Source organism: bacterium SCSIO 12643, assembly GCA_024398135.1.
In the GTDB taxonomy this organism is placed as follows: domain Bacteria; phylum Bacteroidota; class Bacteroidia; order Flavobacteriales_G; family Salibacteraceae; genus CAJXZP01.
Genome location: CP073750.1, coordinates 1,656,442 through 1,672,767 on the forward strand (window position 1 = coordinate 1,656,442; position 16,326 = coordinate 1,672,767).

A 16,326-nucleotide genomic window follows, 5' to 3' on the forward strand; every position below is an offset into this window, starting at 1 on the left:
AAGTAACCATCCATTATATAACACCTAAACTTTAATTGATGTGATTCACCTCTTCTACCGAATATTCTCTAACCGAAGTCGATACGGAAAGCACTTCATATGGTGAGAAACTATTTACTTCTGATCTTCTATATACATCTCCTAAAAAAGGAAACTCCGCATAAGTCGTGGTAGATAACCCACTCAATTTACTTTCCACTACACTTAAAGGCATTCTCCATTCTTCACTTAATCTGGCTGCAGACGGATACATGAAAGAAATATATAACAGTTCCATTTGCGTATGATCTTGCTTCTTACCAAAATCAACTCCACCGTTAATTTGTAATTGTTTCTGAGTCAAATTAGAAGAAAACCATTCTAATGTATCTTTCAATTGAAGATAGCTTAAAAAACCTGCTTTATCCTTTTGAGAGCTAAACAATGGTGAGATTCTACCTTCATGACACCACATACATTTAGCTGGTTTTCCAGCTTCCGAAAAACCAGGGTCAGATGCATTTATGCGGATACTATCCGCTCCATATACCCCAAATCGCAAATGTCCGTTCTCCATTATCTCAACTGTTTCAAATTCCAAAACCTGTTCATTAATAGAGTCAATTTCTGCTGAGAGAAACAACTGACGCAGCCCTACTTGTTTTGAAAATGATATAATTCTATGCTTATTAGAAACCACTGAATTATTGACATATCCTTTTCTCATCTCCAATTGATAGTTGGCCATAACATCGGACAACCTCTTAGGTACGCCAGTTATAGCATAATAATGTTCAGAGGCACCTAATATCAATGTTACATATCGCCCCAAATCAATGCCCCCGGTTTGTTGATACTCTTCAGATTGTTTTAGACTTTCATGCAATTTTTTGATTTGATTCTTTGCATTCACAGAGAAACCCAGATCATCTAAATCCAATTGAAATCTTCTATTCTGATCTAAGGAAACAGCCAATTTAGATGCGGCTCCAATACTCCCCAAGGCCCAATTTAAACCCAGCATCACGTTTTCTTTGGTTTCCGAAGCGTAAGCCTGATTCCATTTCAAGGTAATGATGGTATTTGACTCAGGTTCAAAAACAGAATCATGCGTACACCCTGAAATTAATGTAATACCACATAGCACTATGAAGTAACTCCATTTCTTCATTTTGACCATTTCATTAAAGTAGAGGCTGCTGTAGATTTTAATTTAAGTTTCCACTGATTCCAGCCTGCATGACCTTCTAATTGTGCTTTATGTGACGATACCTCATTTACGATATATCTTACCGCATAATCATAATACTTCCTTGAATATGTCCGCTCAAAATCGATATCGCGATCTGTAGATGATTCCCAGGCTAAACTGGTTGTGATTTGATTCTGAACCTGATTATACAGTCCTGTTCCTTTAATGGGATAAGCTACTGTAATTGTAAATTGATCCGGATTAGCCTGCTTTAAATATTCCACAGTTTGAAAAATATCTTCCTCGGTTTCTTTAGGATATCCCACCATAATAAATGTTCCGGTTTGGATCCCATAGTCTTTCGTCTTTATAATCATATCACGAACCAAATGTATATCTACCCTACGATCCATTTCATTAATGATTCGTTGCGAACCGCTTTCCGCACCAATCCAAATCTTGCTACATCCCATCTCCTGAAGTTGCTGTAAAACCTCATCATTCAATCTTTCCGCTCGTGTAATACATTCAAAAGGGATCTTGATTCCACGTTTTTTAAACTCCTGATATAATTCTCCTAACCATTTGTGGTTCACTGTAAACACATCATCCACAAACCACAACGAATCGGGATTATATTTTTCAATCAATAGTTCTATTTCATCCGCAACCAGGTTTGGAGATCTTCTACGATAACTTTTACCATATACCGCAGTACTACACCATTTACAAGTGTATGGGCACCCACGTTGCGTAGAAATATTTAGCGTATTTGTACCATGAAATTCTTTCCATACGTTAAGGTACTTTTCCAGGTCAATCGCATCTCGATCAGGCAATGGAAGCTGATCCATTTTCCTGATTTTTTCTCTGGGTTCCGTCCGAATAAAAGCTCCTTCTGAATTTTGATATGCAATCCCGGGGATATTAGAATAATCTTCCTGATTACAAATAGACTGACATAATTCTTGCATAGTTTGCTCTCCTTCTCCAATTACTAAATAATCCGCGCCAAATCGCAGATAATTTTCGTAATTATAGGTTACGTCCGGGCCACCCATCACAATTTGCATATGGTTTAATTCAGACTGGGATTTAATCCATTGCATCAATCGAATGTTATTCACTTTAGTCATTAGATTGGCATAAATCGCAATGACACTGGGTTTATGTCTCAAAATATATTCCTGTTGTTCCTCGTAACTTGAAAATGTAGTATCAAAAACAGACACCTCGAAATCATGTTTCTTCAAGTAAGCTGAGATATACAACAGACCCAAGGGGGGATATGGGCGCATGATACTTTGCTCCACTTCATCCGTATGGATGAAATATCCATGTGTCAGTAAAACGTCCATTTATTTTTTTATCAAATGAATTAAAAAATGATCACTAAAAGCCGCCTTGCCAATACTATACTGACTTTTCTTATCCGCTGCCCTCATTCGGTCCAAAAGTTTTGGTCTGTTTTGAAACATTGGATTTAAATAGGAGGGTGGTACATAAAATCCTATCGGACTAATTTGAATCGTTTCAAATCCTTTTGCCATTTGACTCAACTCTTGAGGTGCGTAATAATACGTCTTAACTTGCTGGCCCTCTACATGGGCCCAAACACCTTCTTTCTGACTTCTACGGAAAGCAGCACTCCATTTTAACTTGCCTAAAAAATATAGGGACTCCCATAAACACTTATTGGTCATGACAACCAAAACAAGATGGCCTCCAGATTTTAGTTTATTGTGAATTGACTTGAAAAAGCTTTGTAATTCTTTTGGGGATAAACAATTTAGCCCTCCAAAATTGGAAAAAACCAAATCGTACAAATCATCTTGTAATTGATTCTGAATATCATTGATATCCAAAACTTCACATTTCACATTTGCATATGATTCTGTTTTTGATCTGGCTACTTCAACCATAGACCTGGATATATCCGTAGCCAATACATTACCCCCTTTTTCCGCCAAATACTTCGCATCCTCTCCGGTTCCACAGTTTAATTCCAGAACATTCCATCCCTGAATTTTTGAAAACTCTTTTTCTAAAGCATCATATACTAAATCGCGCTGTGCTACTCCGATAGCCGTTTTTGTAAAATCCGAATCATAACGACCGGCAATATGATCGAAATCCGGCCGCATTACGCTTTGTTACTCGATTTTTGAAGTTCTTGTTTGTATTTCGCAATGATGGGTTGATAATACATCTTTTTCATCCAGGCTTTTGCTCCTGAGATGGATATTCCATGTTTTCTCATATTCTCATCAGCCTGGGCACTTCGAAATACTTTATGTACATATCGATGGAGTACTTTATAATAATCCTGGTTAAACGTATTCTGAAACATTAATGCCAAATCATCCGAATCTTCCCAATTGGCCTTTTGACTCAACTGAGACTTCACTTTATCATAAAATTTTGTTCCTGGTAATGGATATGAAACACTCACCCCTATATCGTCCGGCATAAAATCCAACAGCATATCAATGGTAGATTCAATGTCTTTTTTGGTTTCTCCTAAATAACCGAATTGCAAGAAATACGCGACTCTAACACCTTTAGACTGCAACAACTGTGTGCTTTGCTTAATTTGCTCAATAGAAGTCCCTTTATCCATCGCATCCAGAATCTCTTGCGAGCCACTTTCCGCACCAATCCATACTTCATACAGACCTGATTCAACCAAAGCGTCAATGTTATCTTCTTTGAGCAACAAATCTGCACGACTTTGAATCTTATACTTAATAGCGATCTTAGCTTTCTGAAGCTCATCTCTAAAACGTTGTACCCATCCTGGTTTTAGTCCAAAAATATCATCACACATCCAAAATTTACGCACTCCAAATTGTGCCTTCAAATATTGAACCTCCTCCACAACTCTTTGTGGTGATCTGACATTATAACGCTGACCATATATTGGTTTGGCACACCAATTACACTTATATGGGCATCCTCTGGTAGTCGCAATATTTAAAGCAAAATCATGTCCATTGGATTTCCAAATTTGCTTATAGGCATTTACATCCACCAAATCCCAGGCCGGTTGTGGCAATATATCCAAATCCTTTAAGACAGGCCTTTTACCTGTCTGTATTAATTCTCCGCTTCGATAAAAACAAATACCTTGAATCTCATCCAAACTGGTTTTATTCTCAAATGCATCAATCGTTTCTTTTAACGATAACTCCCCTTCCCCTAAAAGCACGACATCTGCTCCCTGATCCAAATATTTTTGGAAATGATCCGTAGAGTCCGAACTGGATACAATAACCTTACATCCTCTATCTCTGGCAAATCGAATCATTTTAAATGCTGCTTCACGCATATTCGTCAAGCACATTTTTGTCAAATAATTAAACCCATCATCGTATAACACCAAATACTCCGGATTTTGCACGTCAATTATCTGAACAATCTCCTCCGGTCCATCCTTTAAACACACATCAAACAAATCAACTTCATAGCCATTCTCCCGCAACCATGAAGCGGCATAGATCGTTCCTAACGGAGGATATGGCGTACCCATCTTCCACTGTTTTGGATCCAGACGATAATAATAACTATGACTAAACAGAACTTTGGACATATGGCTATGCTACTGATTGAATTTCATTCATTTTTAACTCCAGAGCAGATATTCTTTGTTCATAACCCTCCAGCACCTTTTTCTGAAAATGACTCGGATGGTGCTTGGAAACTCTTTTGGTCGTTTTCAATGCCACTTCAAAATCTTCCTTTTCAAAATAGGGGAACTTTTTCCTCCATCTCTTTAAAGTCAATTTCATAAAAAAATCATCCAATATATCTCCCCACTTTAAATTCAAAATGGCTTCTAATGTCTTCTGTAAAAACCCCGGAGTAATCTCCATAGACCCTCGGTCAGGATAGTCAATATAGTCCGGATAAAACGAACCGACCCATGCATTTTCTTGCATTAGGTTCTGATATAACTTTCTATTCACAATGGGCCATAAAGTCACTAGCTCCGTTGCAGTAAAACGATTTTTATGTTGGATTTCTAATGTCTCATCATCAATTAAATAATTGATACAGAAATATTTCCTTGAGTTTAGTAAAAACACTTTTTTGTATGCAATCAATAATGTTCTGGCAATCCATAACCGATTTGGCGCAGTGACAATAAAATAATCTATATCTCCATCTTCTGTCATCGTTCCTTTAGACAATGAACCCGAAATAAAAACGCCTCTAACGTAAGGGAACTTCGCGATTAATCTGGATTTCTTAAAAGCCTGGTCAATATAAGCTTTTGCTCGCTGATCTCCTGATACACGATTATGGACCAGCGTCATATCATTTTTTAACGCATAAAAATCTTCTAACTGAAATATTAATTTCTCTCTTGTTAGCCAGAGTAATTCTTCATCTAAATTTAATCGAATAGCAGGATCAACAAATTGTTCCAATTCCTGTCTATTCAAAGGGAAACTGAACACATCAAAATACGCCAATGCCTTTAATACATTACTCATATTTGACTGTATAGTATGATTCATTTAAATAAAAATAACTGGATGTCTTACAAACCTATCGAAAACTCGGTTTAATTTTTAATATTCTCAATTATTAAAACTAATTCCGATATTTTTTAACTCCGATAAAGCTAATCTCATTTACCGTATCCCACAATTAAAATTCCTCCTTTCTTCCAAAATATTTATACCATATTTGCCCGCAATACAAAACAGGGTTTATTTAAACATTTAGAACTGTTATCTTTGCGAACAAGACATCATGCGTATGAATTTAGAAAAGTACTTCGAGCCATTTCGTAAAAACATTATTGGCAATGATCAATATTTTGAATCTCCATTCGGAAAACAAAAAATTGTATATGCAGATTGGACTGCGAGTGGTCGTTTATATGCACCTATTGAAGAGGCTTTGACTGATAAATTCGGTCCTTTTGTAGGGAATACCCATACCGAAACCTCCATTACCGGATGCACTATGACTGTGGCATATCACAAATCTTTAGATATGATCAAATCACATGTGAATGCATCAGAAGATGATTACATTATTGCTTGTGAAAGTGGTATGACCGGAGTCATCAATAAATTCCAACGTATTTTAGGGTTTAAAATCCACGAAAACTTTAAGGGGCAAATTACAATTCCTGAGGAAGAGCGCCCTGTGGTTTTTATTACACACATGGAACATCATTCTAATCATACCTCATGGCTAGAAACCATTGTGACGTTAGAGATTATTCACGAGTGTGAAAATGGGTTACCTGATCTAAAAAGTCTTGAAGTATTACTTGAAAAGTATAAAAACAGAAAAACAAAGATCGCTAGTGTTTCTGCCTGTTCTAATGTGACGGGTGTGGTGACTCCGTATCATGAAATCGCTAAAATGATGCACGAAAACGGGGGACATTGCTTTGTTGACTTTGCCTGTTCTGCTCCATATGTAGACATTAACATGCATCCGGAGAATGATTTGGAGACGTTAGACGCTGTATTCTTTTCTCCGCACAAATTCCTGGGAGGCCCTGGAACTCCGGGCGTTATGATCTTTAATAAGAAATTCTATAACAACGAAATTCCGGATATTCCAGGTGGCGGTACAGTTACATGGACAAATCCATGGGGTGGGCGCCACTATTTTGATGAAGTAGAAGTGCGTGAAGCTGGAGGAACTCCTCCATTTATGCAAACCATCCGCGCGGCCATGTCCGTTCAGTTAAAAGAGGAAATGGGCGTAGAAAACATCATCAAAAGAGAAGAAGAAATTCTGGAACTTATTTTTGATCGCATCTGTGGAATTGATAATTTACATATTCTAGCCGGAGACTTAAAACATCGAATGGGTGTGGTTTCTTTCTACATTGATGATTTACATTTCAATTTGGGTGTTAAACTACTAAACGACCGCTACGGGATTCAAATGCGAGGAGGTTGTTCTTGTGCAGGTACCTATGGGCATATTTTATTAGATATTCCACAAAACTTATCTAATGAGATTACACAAAAAATTGATAGTGGAGATTACAGAATGAAACCGGGATGGATCCGATTTAGTATTCATCCAACCATGACCAATGACGAGATTGATTACATCACTCAGGCATTAATTGATTTAGCTAAAAATCATAAAGTATGGGCCGAGGATTATGTCTATCATCCGGATAACAACGAATTCACACACAAAAATGGTGAAGCCAGTATTATGGATCATGTAGATTCCATATTTGCCAGTATTTCTACACTTCCGGTAAAACAAATCTAATGGCAGGGAAAGTAGAAAATTTGGGTGGCGTATTTATTTACGCTCAGGATTCTAAAAAATTGGCTGACTGGTATTCAGCACATTTTGGGATGACGCACGAAACCTGGGGTGATAGTGGCGTATATTATATCTCTTTCCCTTACAAAGAAGATAATGGAGACTCCAGATATTTTGCGTGGTCTATCATGCCATCAAAAGATTCTTTACCTCCTAAAACTCCAAAAGTTTTTACGATTAATCTACGCGTAAGTGACCTGGAAGATTTGATTGTTCAACTGGAAAGTAAGGGAGTTCAGGTAAAACCTATGGAGATTCATGATGAGGGCAAATTCGCATGGTGTCAGGATTTAGAGGGAAACCACATTGAATTGTGGGAAGATGTTACGCCTAATTAGATTCGAAATTGAATTTCATTACGCAGATTAAAAAGCCGCATTGGATTGCGACCATTCTCACTTTTATTCTGGTGGGAATTTTTACTATTCAAAATTATGTGCTGGATACGTATGAAGTTAATGGGGTTACTGTCTCGTTCTACAATAATTATCTTATTTTCAAACAATCATTCTTTAGTTTGATTGAGAATCTAAATCTGTATACGAATCACCGACCGATTCATGTAGATTACTTTAAATACAGCCCGACATTCGCCCTGTTTTTTGGACTTTTTGCTCCAATTCCTATACTATTGGGTTTATTCATTTGGAATATGCTCAATGCTTTGGTTTTTTATGTCATATGGCAAATGGATCTCTCTAATCAAAAAAACAAGTTTTGGATTTGGGCCTTTTTGATCGTAGAATTTTTGACCAATGTACAAAGCTCGCAAAGTAATGGAATCATGGCCGGGTTAATCATCTTAGCATACTTATTCCTGGAAAAAAAGAATGTAGTTCTGGCCACTTTAATGGTCGTGCTATCCGTGTATATAAAGCTTTTTGGATTAGTTGCATTTGCGCTATTCTTATTTTATCCCGATAAAATCAAAGCTATTTTATATGCAGCACTTTGGGGGATACTACTATTCTTACTTCCATTAATTGTGGTAAGCCCTACTGAACTCATTCAACAATATGAAAACTGGCTCAACTTATTAATTATTGATGAGGCACGAGATTATAGTCCTTCTGTAATGGGCTGGTTAAACTCCTGGTTTCACATTTATCCATCTGGAAAGCTTTTGACCGGATTGGGTATTATTATGTTCCTTATTCCATTTACTCAGATCAAGAAATACTCAAATCCGGTATTTAAACAACTGATTTTAGCATCTATTCTGATCTGGGTTGTCATTTTTAACCATAAGGCCGAGTCTCCTACTTTTATCATCGCAGTTTCGGGAGTAGCAATTTGGTTTTTTTGTCAAAAACCAAACCCAATACATTGGGTATTGCTTATGCTTACTGTAGTATTTACGCAATTATCTCCTACCGATTTATTCCCTCCCCACATTCGAAACGAGATCTTTATTCCATACGTGATTAAGGTTGTTCCGGTAATTCTAGTTTGGTTTAAGGTCATATACGATGCTACTTTTTTGAGATTGGAAGACACCAAAAAAGCATAAATCTAAGGCATCTATTCACTATAGTTAGATCAACTATTCTTATCTTAAAGAGCGCTACCGCTTATTCTAACTAAAAGTAAACTTCAATAAAAAAACCACTAACTCAGCAGCTAGTGGTTTTCTCTTTAATCTCCATTTCTTCTTTCATTAACCAGTTGCCATTATCGTTTTCTCTATAAATGACAACTTCATTAAAACAACTAGAACAATTGCCATTACCAGCATTCCCAACAAAGATGTATTTACTCTCTTAGCTAATTGATTATGCTTTTCATCATCCTTATTAATATATCTCCTAATTGGAAATAGCCAAAACATCATATTCAATAAAGTAAATAAAACAATATTATCAGATTGCTTTATTATCCCTTGCTCTTGCATTCTCCTACGAACACTATGTATTCTGAACTTATTATAAACTACAGTATAAAAGAAATAGCCCATAACAATCCAACAGATCAACATTAATATCATAGATAAACTATACATTTATTTTGATTCCTTTTTCGGTGGTGGATCTTTATGTAAGGTTTTAGCATAAACCCAACCTCTTGTGTAACTACCTCCAAACCTGACTCCTCTATCATAATAACTTACAACATCTGCCAATAATCCATCTTTAGAATACCCCATCACATACACTGGGTTATATAACGGCACCGATTTTAAAGGAAACTTTATCTCCGAGCTGATTCTCTTTTCTGTATTAAAATAATACTCTAAATAATAATCCTTGTATTCCAGACTTTCAATAATCAATACACCATTATATGCCTCAAAAAAAGACTCATAACAATACATTTGGGGTTGTTTCTTAATATTCTCATGATAAGCCTTATCATATAAATATGAACCAACAATAAACGACAGAATTAAAATAATTAATAAACTAATACTTTTTTTAATCTTCATCTTTTTTATTTGCTTCTGCTTCATATGCCTGTTCCGCTTGTGTCTCACCCGCAACTGTATCTCCCTTTATATCACTATATCCAATAGAGTTATTCGCAAAAGTTGCATATTGGTTTATTGAAGAATTAGGCTTAGGATCTAAATTCCATCTTCTTCCTAAACGCGTATCATACTCCCAATACATTGCTGTAGTATGAGCTCCCAGAATTCCAGAAATCTCATCGTCCTTTTCTTGCCCATTCATACTGTAATCATATTCTGTTGGACTAAAAGACCTCTATGGTTTAATAGAGAGTCAAATGGAAGTAGTCGCTAGTTGATATTACGTCTGCAATATACTAAACACAACATCTACACACTAATAATCAATGTTCTATGTTTAGATTCTGATTGCAGTTTCTATATTCAGAAAAACTATTAACAAAAAACCACTAACTCTTCAGCTAGTGGTTTTCTTTATTCTTTAAGCGGTTGCCATTATCACCTCGCTATAAATGTTAACTTGACTATTCTTTTACACTCAACCTATCCAAGTATTATTCAGATGGTAAGCTACTTGGTGAATATGTAAATGCAATAATGTATAGAATGACAGAAATCAACCACAAAGCTATTCCGGACATTACACTCAATAAAGAACCATACAACAATAAACCATTCATTAGTCCTGCATAAAAGAAAATTCCGATTACTAGCACGCCAAAAAACAAACCAAACCAAATCTTGTACATTTCCAACTTAATTACTCTTTTCAGCAAAAAAGCCATTATTGATATCTGAAAAACAACAAATGGATAATAAATCACACCTGTAGAACTAGATAAAAAACCAAGTCTTGCAAGAAGGTCTTTACGTCCTATTTCTTGAAACTCAATATTAAAATAGTAATAATATCCATTTATTAAAGTAAATAAGTAAGCAAAACATAAAAGCAATGAACTAAACATAAGCAACACTACAACATCCTTTTCCCTTTTTATCATCTTTTTATTATAAAATAACACTTCATTAAATAAATACCTTAATTAATTGGACCCTTAAGACCCTTTAGCATTATTATATCCATCAGAAATTGCTTGTTGATCCTCTTTAGAATCTGAATCATAATCTCCAGTTGCATTTGAATTTGCTTTTTCCAAAATGTATTCTAAATCATCATCACCATTGAATCCCAATTTAAACATTGCCCCTCCCCATAAATAATTACCAAAGTCATGAAAGTTATACGCCTTGTCTCCATTATCATCAGTATTAATAAAGAAGTTTACATCATGAGGATAAACTCCACCATTTACCTGATTAGGGTGATGGTACGACATTTTTCCTCTAACAAAATCTTGCATTAAAGGATTAATACCATCCATAGCTCCTCCTCTACTTTCAATCTGAGCATAAGCATGACGTACGCCCCATGCTTTTTCTCCTCCTGACATTTTCTCTTCTGTCTTTTCTACATAATTATCCGATACAAAATGAACAATTGGCTCCGTACCATTATCTCCATACAATTGTTCTTGTTGATATATATTTTCTTCTACAAATCTTTTATCATGTACCTGATCATTAAAAGCATACCTTTTCATTACACCATCATCAGTTTGAACCTGAAATCCATGAACTTGATCATCAACAATTATTTCTCCTTGATAAACTCCCTCTGAATTAACAACATACCAATCCTCTCCATTTGGATCCATAACCAATATTGGACTATTTGCAGAAAAATGATATGGACTCCAAGATTCATACTTAGCTGCTTTTGGGTCAACACTCAGCCATCTCCCCACTCTAGGATCATAAATCCTAGCCCCAAAATCCAATGAGTTTCCGGTTCCCTTAACTTCATCATCCTTTTCCATACCGTTAAATCCATACCTGTAATCATCGCTACTCGCATTACGCATTGGCATCAATGATCCAAATGCATAATAATCTGCTGCGGAGATCACTTCGGCCATATAACCTTCAACGCCTGATGTCGATACCCAGCTTGGGTAGTTGATATCACGTTCGCAATATACAAATCACAACGGACACCCACCTAATAATCAATGTTCTATATTTAGATTCTGATTGCGGTTTCTATATTCAGAATTACACGAAATAAAAAAAACACTAACTCTTCAGCTAGTGGTTTTCTTTTAATCTCTATTTCTTCTTTCATAACTCAGTTGCCATTAGCGCCAAGCTATAAATGTCAACTTCACTTTTATTCAGATGGCAAGCTACTTGGGGTGTTGCTGTAGGTTCGCAACCTGCATTATACAGAAACAGTGCAGGAGCTTCATTCCCGTATACCATCGCAAACATGGCTTCGATTACCGGTTCTACAGCTAGTTCAGGATACTATTATTTCTTCTATAACTGGCAGGTTAAAGAATTGACCTGTCTCAGTCCAAGAATTAAGGTGGATGCTTTAGTAGACATTTGTGCAAGTGTCAATGAAAATGATTTGACCAACAATGTTTCAATCTACCCAAATCCTACACAAAACGAGTTTAACATTGCTATTCCATCAATTTTAGCTAATAAAGGATTAAAAGCAACGATTATCAATAGTGTGGGACAAGTGGTAGCCATTACTCCACTTCAAACTGAGAAAACATTAATCAATACCTCAAACTGGGCTAAAGGAATTTATTTAATTCAAATTCCATTAGATGGTCAGGTTAATACCTATCGACTCATTGTAGATTAGATCATGATATAAAAATTAAAAAGCCTCTGATTGATCAGGGGCTTTTTCGTTTAAATTCTATTTTTCTTTCATTAACCAGTTACCATTATCGCTTTCGCTATAAATGACAACTTTTATTCTTTATTTCTCATTTGACGAGCTGCTAGGGCAATTTGGCTTTTATTCTTTATTTATCATTTGGCAACCTGCTGGGGTAAATTTTCACAATTTATTGTATCAACCCAATTCAATATCTTAATCGAATCTCTTGTAAACTCTTTTTGTCCATAAATAAAAACAAGTTGAGGGTCTGGATACAACTCTATCCCCGTCATCAATTCTAAACTCAATAATTTATTTAATATTAAATCTTTCTCAACTTTTGAATAGTATGGTACCTTTCCATTTCTGTTCTTTTTAATATATTCAGAGGTTTCTATTAGTTCATCAACGATCTTTTTCTTTTCGTTAACACAATAAGTACAACTTGTAAATAACCACAATATAATTATATAAATTAATTTCATTATTCTACTTTTTAATAACTAGGATAATCGTAAAAATGAAAATCCTTTACTTTATTTACCCCTAACTCTGGAGATTCGTCAAATTCTTGCATAGTTGTATCCCCATTTTTTTCCAAATAAAAGAATATGTTAATTCGTATATTACCGTTTACCCTATTCTCAGCGGGAATAGCAAAATTATCATGAGCTTCATTATATTCTGGAGGATATGACGTACTCCAGAATTCCTGTGGAATATTGGACATTTCTCCAGGATCTAAACCATATTCTGCTTTCTTATATTGTTCTATAGTCTCATGAATTATTACACCTGCACTCATAAGTCCACCTTCCCCAGCATCGTCAAAAGCTTCCACATCAGCCATATCTAACTTACCTGTAATCCAACTTCCTCCATTCGTTTCAGCGTCTCCCCATACAACTTCCATTCGTGCTATATATTGACCTACAACTGCACTATTAAAATCATCATAAAAAGCTTTTCCTTTTTCACTAAGATTACTAACGCTACCTCCACCAATCGCGACTAACTCAACTTCAAAATTATACCCTAACCTATCATCTGTAACCAAATTAAACTTAACTTCAAACTGCCCCTCCAATGATGCATTAACCTTTTTCACATATGAATCATATGCCTGTTTTGACTCAAATGAAAGTCTAATATACTTTCCTCCCTCATCAATAAAAATTACTGGATTATCAGCAACATAACAATAATCACTAATTTCAGGATACTCGCTAGCCAAAGGATCTAAACTCAACCATCTCCCTATCCTAGGATCATAAATTCTCGCTCCAAAATCTAAAGAGTTACTTGTTCCCTTGATTTCATTGTCATTCTCCATACCGTTAAACCCATAACGATGCGCATCAGAAGTATAAGATCTTCCGGATTGTACGGAGCCAAAAGGATAATAGTCGGTAGTTGATATCACGTCTGAAATATACAAATCACAGCAACTATGCACCTAATAATTAATGTTCTATGTTTAGGTTCTGATTGCTGGTTCTATATTCAGAAAACATGAAACAAAAAACCACTAACTTTAGCTAGTGGTTTTCTCTTTAATCTCTATTTCTTATTTCATTAACCAGTTGCCATTATCGCTACGCTATAAATATCAACTTCGCTTTTATTCTTGCTACGTTAGCTATTTTCATTTAGCAAACTTTATAAAGGTACACCCACTTTATCTATAGCTGTTATATAGAATACTTTCGATTTATAAAACCTTATTAATGATTTATCCTTTATATCAAAATTTGGAACTATAATTTGCTTGACACCTCCATATACGAAGCTAAAACTCAAATTATATATTTCATAATCAATTTCACAAAACGTAATGTCAGAAGATTTATGCACTTTATTATACTTTGAGACTTTTTCACAAAATTCATCAGAGTTTATTTTGAAATGTTTACCCTCAATGTCTTCAAACATCTTATCCATTTCCAACGTATTCATGCATTCAAGTCCTTTACTTAGAATCTCTTTTCTTGTTTCATCAGATGGAAACAGGAATATTGTATCGTACGAAGCAATAAAGCTTTGTCGATTTAAACGCACAAAGTAGGGAAAAATTCTGTACGGTTGTTCATGCCCATCACTGCATAAATTAAAAACACCAGACTTACATTTTTCACGGTATAAAATCAAATTTTCATCAAAAACCTTATCAATGACAACCTTTTCTTTATGAAACTGATTTTCAACAGAGTCAGAAGATTTTATAGTGCATCCTATAAATATGGGAAAAAATACCAATATGATCCTTAAAATGTACATTATTTTATTGTTTGACGATTTTGCTTATCATTAATAATATTCATTGTATTCTGTTTAGTTGGAAAAACCATTCCAGACTTACCGCTTTGAAGTCCAATTTGATTATATTCATATTTAGTAGTGTTGTACGGAGCCAAAAGGATTATAGTCGGTAGTTGATATCACTTCCGCAAGATATATAACGGAATAAAACAACGCTAATAATCAGTGTTCTAAGTTTAGATTCCGATTCACGTTTCGTTATTCAGAATTACACGAAACAAAAAACCACTAACTCAGTAGCTAGTGGTTTTCTCTTTAATCACTATTTCTTCTTTCAATAACCTGTTTGCCATTAGCATATTTATCAGAAAAAACAAATTATCAAAATGAATATAATTTTGATTTATCTTTCTATTATATCCAATTCTAGTATTAATATGTTTTTATTTATTCGGGCAAATTCCCCAATATGTTCCAGGGTTATTGTGACGCATATTACCTAAATCATTCAAATCTATATACATGGTATCACACTTACATCTTCTCGATTCTTTTCTTATTTGTTTTTTTAATTCTACTTCAAAATCCACTATTTCTGTAAAAACGGAATCCGTATAAAATATAGTTTCACAAACCCCCTTCATTCCTTTATGTTCTTTTTCTAAAACTAATAATACAGGTTGTTTGCACGAAAAAAGTGCTAAACAAATGATATAAAAAACAAACCATCTATAAAATATCTTAAACATATCAATCTCCTTTAACTTGAATATTTATGCCATAGGCTGCTGGAGGTTAGCCCTCCCTAATGACAAATCAGTAATTTACAATGAGTTTGAAAACCAAAAACGTATTATTAAAATAAATTGTTTTAAAAAGGTTTTCATAAACTATATAAGACTCGCTCATATAAACCTCCCTTATAAACAATACTTAATAATACTTTGTTATCTAGGTAAACAAAGAAATCGGTATACCCCTGCAAAGCATAAGTTTTCTTTTTTACTTTTCTTAAAGTCTCAAATGATAGAATTAATTCTACTTTCCCATCATTCTCTTTTGAAGTAATCCCATGCAAGGTCACATAACAACAGTTATGCTTTCTATTAACCGTACTATCTACGATACTTAATTTATTACTAACCTTTTTATGAGAACTAAAAAAAACAGTATCACTTATAAGGTAATATCTACGACAGCTTCCTAACTTTATTTCACTTAGTTCATTATAAAAATTAGTCACTATAGAATCTACTATAATAACTCCATTACTATCTATCTGTTGAGAATTCAAATCATTTACGAACAACATAAAAAAAAGTAAAACTGACATTCCTCTATTTGCTAGTATTTCTACTGCTATTTTGTTGACTCTTTTCATTTTTTAATCGTTTTTATACGTTGCAACAATTATGATAGCTTCATTTTGCTCAATTTACC

19 protein-coding genes are annotated in these 16,326 nt (G+C 34.8%); 4 read left to right on the forward strand and 15 right to left on the reverse strand.

What is annotated here, in order from left to right; genetic code table 11:
- Positions 1-31: 31 nt before the first annotated feature.
- From KFE94_07140 to KFE94_07160, 5 genes are read right to left on the reverse strand one after another with little or no spacing between them, the layout of a single operon-like run.
- Positions 32-1,150 carry a hypothetical protein gene (locus tag KFE94_07140; GenBank protein UTW67880.1) on the reverse strand — a complete coding sequence of 373 codons (1,119 nt, stop codon included), beginning with the start codon at positions 1,148-1,150 and terminating at the stop codon, positions 32-34.
- Complete coding sequence (locus tag KFE94_07145; GenBank protein UTW67881.1) at positions 1,147-2,529, reverse strand: B12-binding domain-containing radical SAM protein; 1,383 nt, start codon at positions 2,527-2,529, stop codon at positions 1,147-1,149. The genes KFE94_07140 and KFE94_07145 overlap by 4 nt, the downstream gene beginning before the upstream one ends.
- Positions 2,530-3,315 carry a class I SAM-dependent methyltransferase gene (locus KFE94_07150; protein ID UTW67882.1) on the reverse strand — a complete coding sequence of 262 codons (786 nt, stop codon included), beginning with the start codon at positions 3,313-3,315 and terminating at the stop codon, positions 2,530-2,532.
- Entirely contained in the window at positions 3,315-4,760 is a 1,446-nt protein-coding gene (locus tag KFE94_07155; GenBank protein UTW67883.1) for a B12-binding domain-containing radical SAM protein, read from the reverse strand. The genes KFE94_07150 and KFE94_07155 overlap by 1 nt, the downstream gene beginning before the upstream one ends.
- A 4-nt stretch (positions 4,761-4,764) precedes the next feature.
- Positions 4,765-5,667 carry a nucleotidyltransferase domain-containing protein gene (locus KFE94_07160; protein ID UTW67884.1) on the reverse strand — a complete coding sequence of 301 codons (903 nt, stop codon included), beginning with the start codon at positions 5,665-5,667 and terminating at the stop codon, positions 4,765-4,767.
- Positions 5,668-5,929: 262 nt separating this feature from the next.
- Here KFE94_07160 and KFE94_07165 point away from each other — a divergent pair, with 262 nt between their 5' ends.
- The 3 genes from KFE94_07165 to KFE94_07175 are packed head-to-tail and all read left to right on the forward strand — an operon-like array spanning position 5,930 to position 8,996.
- Complete coding sequence (locus tag KFE94_07165) at positions 5,930-7,429, forward strand: aminotransferase class V-fold PLP-dependent enzyme (GenBank protein ID UTW67885.1); 1,500 nt, start codon at positions 5,930-5,932, stop codon at positions 7,427-7,429.
- Positions 7,429-7,824 carry a hypothetical protein gene (locus KFE94_07170; GenBank protein ID UTW67886.1) on the forward strand — a complete coding sequence of 132 codons (396 nt, stop codon included), beginning with the start codon at positions 7,429-7,431 and terminating at the stop codon, positions 7,822-7,824. Before KFE94_07165 ends, KFE94_07170 begins: the two co-directional genes overlap by 1 nt.
- Positions 7,825-7,832: 8 nt before the next feature.
- Positions 7,833-8,996 carry a DUF2029 domain-containing protein gene (locus KFE94_07175; GenBank protein ID UTW67887.1) on the forward strand — a complete coding sequence of 388 codons (1,164 nt, stop codon included), beginning with the start codon at positions 7,833-7,835 and terminating at the stop codon, positions 8,994-8,996.
- Positions 8,997-9,143: 147 nt separating this feature from the next.
- Here the strand turns inward: KFE94_07175 and KFE94_07180 are convergent, their stop codons facing one another.
- The 5 genes from KFE94_07180 to KFE94_07200 all read right to left on the reverse strand — a co-directional run bounded on the left by KFE94_07180 (position 9,144) and on the right by KFE94_07200 (position 11,866).
- Positions 9,144-9,377, reverse strand: coding sequence for a hypothetical protein (locus tag KFE94_07180; GenBank protein ID UTW67888.1), 234 nt, complete (start codon positions 9,375-9,377; stop codon positions 9,144-9,146).
- Positions 9,378-9,485: 108 nt separating this feature from the next.
- Entirely contained in the window at positions 9,486-9,908 is a 423-nt protein-coding gene (locus KFE94_07185) for a hypothetical protein (GenBank protein UTW67889.1), read from the reverse strand.
- Positions 9,898-10,152, reverse strand: coding sequence for a hypothetical protein (locus KFE94_07190; GenBank protein UTW67890.1), 255 nt, complete (start codon positions 10,150-10,152; stop codon positions 9,898-9,900). Before KFE94_07190 ends, KFE94_07185 begins: the two co-directional genes overlap by 11 nt.
- Before the next feature lie 292 nt (positions 10,153-10,444).
- Entirely contained in the window at positions 10,445-10,891 is a 447-nt protein-coding gene (locus tag KFE94_07195) for a hypothetical protein (GenBank protein ID UTW67891.1), read from the reverse strand.
- A 54-nt stretch (positions 10,892-10,945) separates the two neighbouring features.
- The gene (locus tag KFE94_07200) at positions 10,946-11,866 is read right to left on the reverse strand and encodes a hypothetical protein (protein ID UTW67892.1); all 921 of its coding nucleotides are present in this window, start codon (positions 11,864-11,866) and stop codon (positions 10,946-10,948) included.
- Between the two features lie 236 nt (positions 11,867-12,102).
- Between KFE94_07200 and KFE94_07205 the strand changes: the two genes are divergently transcribed.
- Positions 12,103-12,606, forward strand: a complete 504-nt coding sequence (locus KFE94_07205) for a T9SS type A sorting domain-containing protein (GenBank protein ID UTW67893.1) — start codon at positions 12,103-12,105, stop codon at positions 12,604-12,606.
- 173 nt (positions 12,607-12,779) lie between these two features.
- Here the strand turns inward: KFE94_07205 and KFE94_07210 are convergent, their stop codons facing one another.
- The 5 genes from KFE94_07210 to KFE94_07230 all read right to left on the reverse strand — a co-directional run bounded on the left by KFE94_07210 (position 12,780) and on the right by KFE94_07230 (position 16,267).
- A complete protein-coding gene (locus KFE94_07210; protein UTW67894.1) occupies positions 12,780-13,112 on the reverse strand; it encodes a hypothetical protein in 333 nt (110 codons plus the stop codon).
- Between the two features lie 11 nt (positions 13,113-13,123).
- Entirely contained in the window at positions 13,124-14,050 is a 927-nt protein-coding gene (locus KFE94_07215; protein UTW67895.1) for an RHS repeat-associated core domain-containing protein, read from the reverse strand.
- 236 nt (positions 14,051-14,286) lie between these two features.
- Positions 14,287-14,904 carry a hypothetical protein gene (locus tag KFE94_07220; protein ID UTW67896.1) on the reverse strand — a complete coding sequence of 206 codons (618 nt, stop codon included), beginning with the start codon at positions 14,902-14,904 and terminating at the stop codon, positions 14,287-14,289.
- A 425-nt stretch (positions 14,905-15,329) separates the two neighbouring features.
- A complete protein-coding gene (locus KFE94_07225) occupies positions 15,330-15,635 on the reverse strand; it encodes a hypothetical protein (protein ID UTW67897.1) in 306 nt (101 codons plus the stop codon).
- A gap of 134 nt (positions 15,636-15,769) precedes the next feature.
- Positions 15,770-16,267 carry a hypothetical protein gene (locus tag KFE94_07230; protein UTW67898.1) on the reverse strand — a complete coding sequence of 166 codons (498 nt, stop codon included), beginning with the start codon at positions 16,265-16,267 and terminating at the stop codon, positions 15,770-15,772.
- Between the last annotated feature and the right edge of the window lie 59 nt (positions 16,268-16,326).